At 51.4% G+C, this 9,395-nt stretch carries 11 protein-coding genes, 2 tRNA genes and 1 pseudogene; 4 read left to right on the top strand and 10 right to left on the bottom strand.

The window, feature by feature from the left end; all coding sequences use genetic code 11:
- Positions 1–234 (bottom strand): transposase (locus FE839_RS24095; RefSeq protein WP_138363242.1); only part of this gene is annotated, 234 nt, incomplete at its 3' end.
- Positions 235–364: 130 nt separating this feature from the next.
- Here FE839_RS24095 and zigA point away from each other — a divergent pair.
- A complete protein-coding gene (gene zigA, locus FE839_RS24090) occupies positions 365–1,588 on the top strand; it encodes a zinc metallochaperone GTPase ZigA (protein WP_138363241.1) in 1,224 nt (407 codons plus the stop codon).
- Between the two features lie 171 nt (positions 1,589–1,759).
- Here the strand turns inward: zigA and FE839_RS24085 are convergent.
- From FE839_RS24085 to FE839_RS25185, 4 genes and pseudogenes are all read right to left on the bottom strand, one after another.
- Positions 1,760–2,002, bottom strand: a pseudogene (locus tag FE839_RS24085) (Arm DNA-binding domain-containing protein); the annotation flags it as partial.
- Positions 2,003–2,163: 161 nt separating this feature from the next.
- Positions 2,164–2,239, bottom strand: a tRNA-Asn gene (locus FE839_RS24080).
- 141 nt (positions 2,240–2,380) lie between these two features.
- Positions 2,381–3,823 (bottom strand): EmmdR/YeeO family multidrug/toxin efflux MATE transporter, encoded by a 1,443-nt coding sequence (locus FE839_RS24075; RefSeq protein ID WP_138363240.1) that lies wholly within the window; start codon positions 3,821–3,823, stop codon positions 2,381–2,383.
- A gap of 8 nt (positions 3,824–3,831) precedes the next feature.
- Positions 3,832–4,011 (bottom strand): DUF5951 family protein, encoded by a 180-nt coding sequence (locus FE839_RS25185; RefSeq protein ID WP_221887618.1) that lies wholly within the window; start codon positions 4,009–4,011, stop codon positions 3,832–3,834.
- 6 nt (positions 4,012–4,017) lie between these two features.
- On the opposite strand from FE839_RS25185, the gene FE839_RS24070 reads away from it, so the two are divergent.
- Both FE839_RS24070 and FE839_RS24065 read left to right on the top strand, forming a co-directional pair.
- Positions 4,018–4,093, top strand: a tRNA-Asn gene (locus FE839_RS24070).
- 161 nt (positions 4,094–4,254) lie between these two features.
- The gene (locus FE839_RS24065) at positions 4,255–5,517 is read left to right on the top strand and encodes a tyrosine-type recombinase/integrase (RefSeq protein ID WP_138363239.1); all 1,263 of its coding nucleotides are present in this window, start codon (positions 4,255–4,257) and stop codon (positions 5,515–5,517) included.
- A gap of 565 nt (positions 5,518–6,082) precedes the next feature.
- Here the strand turns inward: FE839_RS24065 and FE839_RS24060 are convergent.
- From FE839_RS24060 to FE839_RS25030, 5 genes are all read right to left on the bottom strand, one after another.
- On the bottom strand, positions 6,083–6,964 hold the full coding sequence (locus FE839_RS24060; protein WP_138363238.1) for an integrase domain-containing protein: 882 nt from the start codon (positions 6,962–6,964) through the stop codon (positions 6,083–6,085).
- 848 nt (positions 6,965–7,812) lie between these two features.
- On the bottom strand, positions 7,813–8,145 hold the full coding sequence (locus FE839_RS24050) for a type II toxin-antitoxin system PemK/MazF family toxin (RefSeq protein WP_098142490.1): 333 nt from the start codon (positions 8,143–8,145) through the stop codon (positions 7,813–7,815).
- Positions 8,146–8,403, bottom strand: coding sequence for an AbrB/MazE/SpoVT family DNA-binding domain-containing protein (locus tag FE839_RS24045; RefSeq protein WP_138363237.1), 258 nt, complete (start codon positions 8,401–8,403; stop codon positions 8,146–8,148).
- Positions 8,404–8,751: 348 nt separating this feature from the next.
- Positions 8,752–8,958, bottom strand: coding sequence for a helix-turn-helix domain-containing protein (locus FE839_RS24035; RefSeq protein ID WP_138363236.1), 207 nt, complete (start codon positions 8,956–8,958; stop codon positions 8,752–8,754).
- Positions 8,955–9,083 carry a hypothetical protein gene (locus FE839_RS25030; protein ID WP_277753130.1) on the bottom strand — a complete coding sequence of 43 codons (129 nt, stop codon included), beginning with the start codon at positions 9,081–9,083 and terminating at the stop codon, positions 8,955–8,957. The genes FE839_RS24035 and FE839_RS25030 overlap by 4 nt, the downstream gene beginning before the upstream one ends.
- A gap of 53 nt (positions 9,084–9,136) precedes the next feature.
- Here FE839_RS25030 and FE839_RS24030 point away from each other — a divergent pair.
- The coding region (locus FE839_RS24030; RefSeq protein WP_138363235.1) for a transposase at positions 9,137–9,395 on the top strand (259 nt) is incomplete at its 3' end.

The raw sequence follows: 9,395 nt of genomic DNA, 5'->3' as shown, positions 1-9,395 counted from the left end.
AGGCAGCATAGTCGGTAATGATGAAGATTCGACTGTGGCCGGAAGACGGCGTGATATACGACCTTCATCCTGCCAGAGCCGTAGCCATTTGAAGATGACGTTATCATTGACGCCGTTTTCGCGGGCAATCTGAGCGACACAGGCCCCGGGACGGGAGGCCAGTTCAACCATGCGAAGCTTGAAGTCATTCGAATAATTTTTACGGGGTTCTTTTCGCCAGGACTGGGATTTCATACTTAGATGTCCGTCTGTAACAGGTGGGCGTCTAAGTTACCAGCACTGGCTTAATGGCTACATACGGCACTGGGTTTACGCCTACTCAGGTTAATCCGGACACAACGAATATTTGAGGAGATGTAAGGTAATGTCTGAAGTCAGTGCAAGTTTTCATGGAGATAAACGCCTGCCGGTTACTGTACTTTCGGGATTTTTGGGAGCAGGGAAAACGACCCTGCTTAACCATATTCTGAACAACCGGGAGGGCCGTCGCGTTGCCGTCATTGTGAATGATATGTCTGAGGTAAATATTGATGCAGCCCTGGTGAGGGAAGGTGGTGCGGAACTCTCCCGTACGGATGAAAAATTAGTGGAAATGAGCAACGGTTGCATTTGTTGCACATTGCGTGAAGATCTTCTTCTCGAAGTTAATCGTCTGGCAAAAGAAGGGCGTTTTGATCAGCTAGTCATTGAGTCTACAGGTATTTCTGAGCCCCTTCCTGTTGCTGAAACGTTTACCTTTGCGGGGGATGACGGTGAGAGTCTTTCGACGGTGGCTCGCCTTGATACCATGGTTACCGTGGTGGATGCGTACAATTTTCTGAAAGACTACGGTTCGAAAGACAGCATTCAGTCACGCGGGGAATCGTTAGGTGAAGGTGATGGAAGGCGCGTTGTTGACCTGCTGATCGATCAGATTGAATTCTGTGATGTGCTGGTCCTTAATAAAGTTGATCTTATCAGTGAAGCGCAAAAAGAAAAACTGATGGCGGTTTTACGTTCGCTTAATCCACGGTCAAGAATCGTTGTTTCACAGTTTGGACAGGTTCCGCTGGGCAATATACTTAATACCGGGCTATTTGATTTCGAGCAAGCCGCTCAGGCGCCTGGCTGGCTTAAAGAACTCCGGGGCGAACATACGCCGGAGACAGAAGAATATGGGATTACCAGCTTTGTCTTTCGCGCCCGCCGACCTTTTCATCCAGCCCGTTTCTGCCAGGTGATGGAAAATAAGCTGGATGGAGTTATCAGGTCAAAAGGTTACTTCTGGCTGGCCAGTCGTCCGGAATTCGCTGGTTCATGGTCGCAGGCTGGCGGCATCGCTCGGCAGGGACTGGGGGGAATGTGGTGGGCAAGTGTGCCGAAAGAACGTTGGCCAGAGGACGCTGAGTCATTGAAGTTTATCATGTCTAACTGGATAGATGGCATTGGTGATGCCCGTCAGGAACTCGTTTTTATTGGGATGGATATGAATGAATCAGAACTGCGCAACAAACTGGCTTCCGCCCTGTTAACGGATGCTGAAATGGCGGAAGGGCCTCAAAAGTGGCAGCATTATCCCGACCCTATGGAACCCTGGTTCGAGGAATGAATCGAAGACCCCGCTTTTTAGCTCATATCTGATATTAGCGACAATGTCCTTCGACGCTTTTTAAAATGAACGGTGTTGAGCACCGTTTTTAATCACCTCACCAGAACCTACCGAAATATGGTGCAGGTTTATTAGCGCTGATTTATGGGGATCCCGCAGCGCTGTTGCGGGGGGATTAATATTCAGCGCCAGCATTTTACAGATACCTTCACGCTGCTGGCGGGCGTCAGAAAGGGAGACGGCAGGCCAGGCACCCAGCGCAATACGGGTCTTTTTGCCGTTTATACGGTACTTGAGATCCCAGAGACGGGAACCACCAGGCTTGACCAGCAGATACAGACCGTGGGAATCGGAGACTTTAAAAGGTTTTGCGGATGGTTTTAAGTTGCGGATTCTCGCGTCGGACAGGGACATATGGTGGTCACTCCATTATCGAACTGGAAAGACCCCAAATCTGACCACCAAATTCTTCCGATGCGGAGGGTAAACTGAAAATGCATCGGAAAGACTTTCCACGCTAACCTATTGAATCTGAATCACATAGGGATTCGCAAAGCGGCATGAAAACAAGAATTTGGCTCCTCTGACTGGACTCGAACCAGTGACATACGGATTAACAGTCCGCCGTTCTACCGACTGAACTACAGAGGAATCGTGTGAACGGGGCGCATATTAACGATGACGCCCCACCTTGTCAAAGGCTGATTTCACATTTCAAACCGTTTGCCGACTTTTTCTCCATATTGGACAAAAAGTCGCATTCGCCACCCGTCAGAACCTGGTTTTACTGCTTTAGGTCGCAGCATCCTCTGTGCGTATCTTGTTTCGCGGATACTTCCACAACCAGCGCCCGCTGACCATCCGACAATAAAACAGTACACCACGCACAGCCCAGTCGAGTACCATCCCCAGCCAGACGCCAATTACCCCCATACCGAGCACAATCCCCAGAGTGTAGCCCGCGACCACGCGACAGCCCCACATGCCCAGCATCGACACCCACATGGTATAACGCACATCACGCGCGCCTTTAAAAGCGCAAGGCAGTGTCCAGGCCATCGCCCAAATTGGCATAAAAAAGGCATTTAGCCATAACAGTTCCTTCACCACGACTTTGACATCATTTTCGCTGGTATAGAACGAGGCTATCAGGCCGGCAAATGGTGCGGTTCCCCAGGCAATGATCGTCAAAACGATTGTTGATAGCCAGAAAACGTGCCATGCCTGACGTTCCGCCTGACCAATTTGCCCTTTACCCAGTCGTTTGCCGGTAATAATTGTCGACGCCGATCCGAGCGCGTTCCCCGGCAGGTTGATCAGCGCCGCCACTGAGAAGGCAATAAAGTTACCCGCAATCACGTTCGTCCCCATTCCGGCAACAAACATCTGCGTCAACAATTTACCGCCATTGAACAAGACAGATTCAATACTGGCGGGAATACCAATCCCCATGACTTCCCAGATAATGGCGAAATTAAACGGCCTGAAATAGCTCTTTAGCGAAATCCGCAACGCCGGGTTAAAACCGATCATTAACACCCAGATGGTTGCCAGTGCGCCAATATAGCGGGCAATCGTTAAGCCAAGTCCTGCCCCGACAAATCCCAATCCAGGCCAGGAAAAAATGCCATAAATAAGAATACTGCTGATAATGATATTCAGAATGTTCATTCCACCATTAATCAACAACGGAATTTTAGTGGTTCCTGCCCCACGCAACGCACCGCTACCAATAAGGGCGATTGCCGCAGCCGGGTAACTTAGAGCCGTCAGTTCCAGATAGGTTAATGCCAGATCTTTTACTTGTGTGGTGGCATCTCCGGCAACAAAATCAATGATCTCTTCACCAAAAGCGTGAATTATTGCCGTCAGAACAACAGAAAACAGCGTCATTATTGCCAGCGACTGTCGGGCTGCCGCCCTTGCCCGACGGCGGTCTCGTTTACCGAGGCTAAAGGCCACCACCACCGTGGTTCCAAGATCGATGGCAGCAAAAAAGGACATGATCACCATGTTGAAGCTATCGGCCAGACCTGCTCCCGCCATTGCCTCCTTCCCCAACCAACTGACCAAAAATGTACTCAATACGCCCATCAGCAACACACAGGCGTTTTCCAGCAAAATAGGGACCGCAAGAGGGCTGATTTCACGCCAGTAGAGGACGCTGTAGCTCTTACGTTTTTTGAACCAGGACGTACGTTCGACGGACTGGCGTAATGTGGAAGTGACGTTCAAGGGAGACCTTAGTGAGAAAAGTTGAAACTACATTTCAAATGATGATAGAGAAAAGGTAATCCTGCAAAGCGTTTTTCCCGATAAATTGTTGGTAATAACGACAAATTGTTGATGGATACGCCAGTCAAACACCGGACGGTGAATTGATGTTTGACAAAAGTTTTTTCGCCGCTAAGATACGACTCCACAACGATTCCTCTGTAGTTCAGTCGGTAGAACGGCGGACTGTTAATCCGTATGTCACTGGTTCGAGTCCAGTCAGAGGAGCCATATTCCTGTTTTCATGCGTGCTTATAAGTCCCTATTCGATTAGGTTTCAATAAGTTAGCGTGAAAATTTTTCCCGATGCGTATCTGGTTCTCCCTGCGCATCCGGCGAAATTGGTGGTCTGATTTGGGGTCATTTCAGTTCGATAATGGAGTGACCACCATATGTCCCTGTCCGACGCGAAAATCCGTAGTATCAAGCCTTCTGATAAACCCTTTAAACTGACCGATTCTCATGGTCTGTATCTGCTTGTCAATCCGGGCGGTTCACGCCTCTGGTATCTCAAATATCGCTTCAACCGAAAAGAATCCCGCATTGCCTTAGGTGCCTATCCGCAGGTTTCACTTTCCGACGCCCGCCGGCAGCGCGACGGTATCCGTAAACTGCTGGCGCAGAATATCAATCCTGCACAACAACGCATAACTGAAAAAGCCGCCGCGTCACCGGAAAAATGCTTTGAGGCCGTTGCGGTGGCATGGCACAAAACCAACAAGAAATGGTCGGCTGACTATGCAGAGCGCATCCTCGCCAGTATGAAAAATCATATCTTCCCGGCAATTGGTCATGTGCCTGCCACAATGCTGAAAACGCAGCATTTCACGGCGTTACTGAAAGTTATCGAGGATAAAGGCTTTCTGGAAGTCGCGTCCCGAACCCGGCAACAGCTTTGCAACATCATGCGTTACGCCGTACAGCAGGGACTGACTGAAAACAATCCGGCGATGCATCTGGAAGGCGTCACCGCGCCGCCGGTTAAAAATCACTATCCCGCCCTGCCGCTGGAGCGGTTGCCCGAGCTGCTGGAACGTATCGGTGACTATCAGCAGGGACGGCAGTTAACAAGGCTGGCGGTAGCGCTGACCCTGCATCTGTTTATCCGTTCCAGCGAACTGCGCTTTGCCCGCTGGAGCGAGATTGATTTCAGAAACAAAATCTGGACCATTCCCGCCACTCGCGAGACCATAGAGAAAGTCCGTTTCTCTGGTCGTGGCGCAAAAATGCGTACCCCGCATATTGTGCCGCTTTCTCATCAAGCTATCGCCATTCTGAAGAAGATAAATGAAATCTCCGGTCATCTGGAACTGGTGTTCCCCGGTGATCACAATCCTTACAAACCGATGAGTGAAAACACCATCAACCGGGCGTTACGTCTGATGGGCTACGATACCAAAACCGACATCTGCGGGCATGGCGTCCGGGCAATGGCCTGTAGCGCACTGGTGGAATCTGAACTCTGGTCGCGGGATGCGGTGGAGCGTCAGATGAGCCATCAGGAGCGTAACAGCGTGCGGGCGGCATATATTCACCGCGCCGAACACCTCGACGCCCGCAAGGCTATGATGCAATGGTGGTCGGATTATCTGGATGTCAGCCGCGAGGGATACGTTGCGCCCTATATTTATGCCCGGCGGCATGAGGCAGCCTGAGCCAGTAGCAGTATGATTTGTTAAAAATGAAAAAGCAGATCCTGATTGAATCCGGATCTGCTTTTTGCATCGAGAGGATTTGACTTCAATTTTATAGTTACTAATCAGAAAGCGTACAAAATTATTCCACGTCGAATAATTTCAGGCGATAACTGCCAGATAATCTGTACCAGAAACCGATTTACCGATACGCCATAACTGCACCAGTTCAATGTCACCGTTTACCTGCACCAGTCTACCGTAGCCTGTTAATATCAGGACTGCACCAGTTAAAGCCCTTTCAGTCCCTGGCCCTTTCCGGTCTGGCGCTGTTACCCTTCGTCACCCTTTACCGGGCCTTTTCCTTTTGCTGGCGCAATCATCAGCAAGAGTACTGTGATGCTGCACCAGAGACGAATAATAGGCTATACCGTTCAGAATCATCGTTATTGAGAGGAAAACGTACAAAAAATTTCTGGGTGGAAATTTTTTGTACGAAAACCGATTAATCACCCAATTTTTTAAGACAACGACTATCAATCGCTCTTGTCTGCATATTTTACAAGTTAAAAACTATTATTGTTTGTCAGTCAACTTCCCGCCCGTAAACCTGCGCCACATACCGCCCACGTCCGTCGCCGTGACCCAAATCCATCGCCGTCATTGCCAGCGCTTCCTTCTCACAAAATCCCTGCGCCAGATAATGACGAATGGCATCCTGCGCCCACGCATAGCGCAGTGAATGTGGGGAATATGCGCCCGTTAACCCGAGACGTGACGCCTGACTGTGCCAGTATTTCATAGCGCTTTTCAGGTCCGGCTTATCGATCAGCCTGCCGTGACGATCTTCTGCCACGGTCAGCGCATTATCCAGCGCTTTTCTGACAGCATCAGCATCAAGAATAATCGTCTCGCGGGGTCGTCCGCCTTTGGTGCCGAACACCACGGTTAACCGGGTATCACAGCGCTCCAGCGCCTGCCGCCACGTTTTCAGCGACTGTACGCTCTGCACCGCCTCCTGCGAACGCAGCCCCATCAGCCTTGAGAGTTCCAGCGCTGCCGCTATCCCCGGATCTTTTGCATGGGCCGTCTCCAGCACGTCGCGATAGTGCTCCGGCGTGATAGCCAGCTTTGTACCGTTACGGGATGCGCCAGACAGACCAAGAGAACGGTTGTTCAGCCGCTCACTCTGCGCCAGCCTGTCACGTCCGGCCTGTTCCAGAATGCAGCGCACCGCCGCCATCTCGTTTTGCAGGGAACGTTTTGTAATGCCCTGCGCGAGTCGTTCACGGATATAACCCTCTATATGCCGCGCCTTAAGCTGCTCCACCCGGCGAATTTGCACATTCTGCGCCAGTACCAGACGTTCACAAAACCGCTGCGCCAGCTTAACGCGGTCGTGAACGGTCTTATGGCTACCGCCTGCCTGCTGCGCAAGCCGCTTCATTTCCTGCTCCAGAATCCCCATATTTTCCCCCTTTCATGATTGCCGCAAACTCATCTCCAAAAAACCAACACGGATACAGCTTTCCCCGGCGCACAGGCCGATAGCCCCTGTTTTTTGTCGGGGCTGCGAACGATACCTGAGCGCCGGGGCGGCAGCCGTTGAGGTGTGGTGGGGCTTCGGTTGTGCTCTCTGAGCAGCCGCCCGCTTGCACGGGTTATCCCCCGGATCGTCCAGATCCGCCTCGGTATCGGTTCATGTTCTCCTTATTGGGTAAAATGGCCTGAAAAGGCAGTGTCAGAATCCAGCCATGAGCTGGCGCAGTTGAGTTGTCTGGTGCAGGTCGAAAGGGCTGCGTGCGTCACTTTCCCGCTTTGCGCGGTTAAAGTGACGCACTGGACTGATGCAGTGTTTTTAAAATCACAGACTGGTGCAGTTTTACGGTCACGCGGCAGCAAAGCCTTCCGGCAATGCAGGCCACAGCCCGTAAGGTAAAAGGCGCTGAGGGTGTCAGCAGATACAGGTTAGTCGGGAGAATTCCGGCGCGGTGCAGATTCAGACCAGCAGGCTGGCGCAGTAAAAGGACGTATCGTGTTAAAACTCGGGCCTCCGTTGCGATGCTCTGCGACCCGGTGTTTGCAGAGGTCTGCACCGGTAAACGGATCAACCTTCCTGATAACAGGCGCTTCTTTCAGGTTGTGAAGCGTGGCGCTGTCAACGACAGCATAGAGCAAGGGGGAGGCTACGCCAGTACCGCTGGCGCGGAAAGGAGAAACTGTTTTTACCTGCAAAAAATTTTTTAATCACTTGTCGTTATAAAAAATGAGGGCGCGGTATGTGACAGCGCCCTCGTTCAGGTTACATAAAAAGCATCAGCTCAGAATGGCTTCCAGTCGGGCCAGTACTTCATTCACGACAGCATCGGGTATACGTTCCAGCCGCTTACCGTTACGGGCTCCCATATCAATGGTTCTGGGCTGGTCGCAGCGAATAACGCCCGTTGTTTTTGTTCCCGCGCCGTCCAGTGAGACGGTAAAACCGGCTGCGCGGGCGAAGTTTCCACCGCTGGTGACGGGAACAACAACGGGCAGCCGGGTCAGCTTGTTAAACGATGCCTTCGATACGATAAGCACCGGACGTTTTCCGCTTTGCTCGTGACCAGCAATCGGATCCAGTGAAACGAGCCAGATTTCCCCTCTGTCCATTTACAGGATCTCCTTGCCCACCGCAGGCGCATCAATCCATTCCCGATCCTCTTCACTCATTTCGGCGTGCGGATCGCACTGCGCCAGCAGTTCTTCGAGCGAATAGCGGGGACGTTTTTGAGGTTCAATAATCAAGCAGCCATTATCAATGATCATGCCCACTTCGCTGTCCGTCGACAGCCCCAGCGTTTTTAGCACGGCGGGAGGAACCGCCAGCATGACGGATCCGCCAACCTTTTTCAGACGAGTGGTATACATAGCGCACCTCCGGATATTATATTTTAATATAACATCTACGGCAGGCGATGCACAATTATTCATCAGATTCATTGTGATTTCCTTAGCGTAATAAAGCGTGAAGAAAGCCTTAATCCATCAGAGGACAGATCCGGCAGTTTTCAAAGGCGACATTGCCGGTAAAAGGGCAACCATCCTGATACCTCAGGCGCTTCTTTCAGGTCATGAAGCATTTCGTGCAGGCGGGAGCTTAGTGGGTAACAAAGAAGGCTGATAATAGGAAACTGTTTTTGCGATTCAAAGGATTATGACGGATCGGATAAACAAAATGCGGCGCAGCTTCCGTATCCGGGCTGCGCCGGGGGGATATCAGCGGTAGCGCGAAAGCCAGTTTTGTTCCGGCGTGACACCCAGCGCGTCGGCAATCAGTTTTTCACCTTTGGGCCAGTGGCGGTAGAGTGCATTTTCCAGCGTGGAAGAGGCCAGACCCGCCTGACGAGAAAGTGCCGCCAGTGAGGTTCCCTTTTTTCTTACGGCCGCGATAATGTCGGCAGGATGCCAGTCAGACTGCATCATGCTTTGGCCTCCACCCCGTCAATAAACTTCACGCCGTCGGCGGTACGTAACCAGCGTGGAGCAGTGATTTCATCAGAGAAATAGTGGATCAGGGTAGGCGTAAACCCAGTGCCGTATGTAGCCATTAAGCCAGTGCTGGTAACTTAGACGCCCACCTGTTACAGACGGACATCTAAGTATGAAATCCCAGTCCTGGCGAAAAGAACCCCGTAAAAATTATTCGAATGACTTCAAGCTTCGCATGGTTGAACTGGCCTCCCGTCCCGGGGCCTGTGTCGCTCAGATTGCCCGCGAAAACGGCGTCAATGATAACGTCATCTTCAAATGGCTACGGCTCTGGCAGGATGAAGGTCGTATATCACGCCGTCTTCCGGCCACAGTCGAATCTTCATCATTACCGACTATGCTGCCTGTCGAGGTGATACCTGATCCAGCAC

The sequence above is a fragment of the Klebsiella indica genome (assembly GCF_005860775.1).
Classification (GTDB): Bacteria; Pseudomonadota; Gammaproteobacteria; order Enterobacterales; family Enterobacteriaceae; genus Klebsiella; species Klebsiella indica.
This window is presented reverse-complemented; position numbering and strand designations above follow the sequence as displayed.

Excerpts from the sequence above, each read along its gene's own strand:
- FE839_RS24065 (WP_138363239.1), top strand. The coding sequence starts at position 4,255 with ATGTCCCTGTCCGACGCGAAAATCCGTAGTATCAAGCCTTCTGATAAA.
- FE839_RS24050 (WP_098142490.1), bottom strand. The coding sequence starts at position 8,145 with ATGGACAGAGGGGAAATCTGGCTCGTTTCACTGGATCCGATTGCTGGT.
- FE839_RS24035 (WP_138363236.1), bottom strand. The coding sequence starts at position 8,958 with ATGATGCAGTCTGACTGGCATCCTGCCGACATTATCGCGGCCGTAAGA.
- FE839_RS25030 (WP_277753130.1), bottom strand. The coding sequence starts at position 9,083 with ATGGCTACATACGGCACTGGGTTTACGCCTACCCTGATCCACTATTTC.
- FE839_RS24045 (WP_138363237.1), bottom strand. The coding sequence starts at position 8,403 with ATGTATACCACTCGTCTGAAAAAGGTTGGCGGATCCGTCATGCTGGCG.
- zigA (WP_138363241.1), top strand. The coding sequence starts at position 365 with ATGTCTGAAGTCAGTGCAAGTTTTCATGGAGATAAACGCCTGCCGGTT.
- FE839_RS24060 (WP_138363238.1), bottom strand. The coding sequence starts at position 6,964 with ATGGGGATTCTGGAGCAGGAAATGAAGCGGCTTGCGCAGCAGGCAGGC.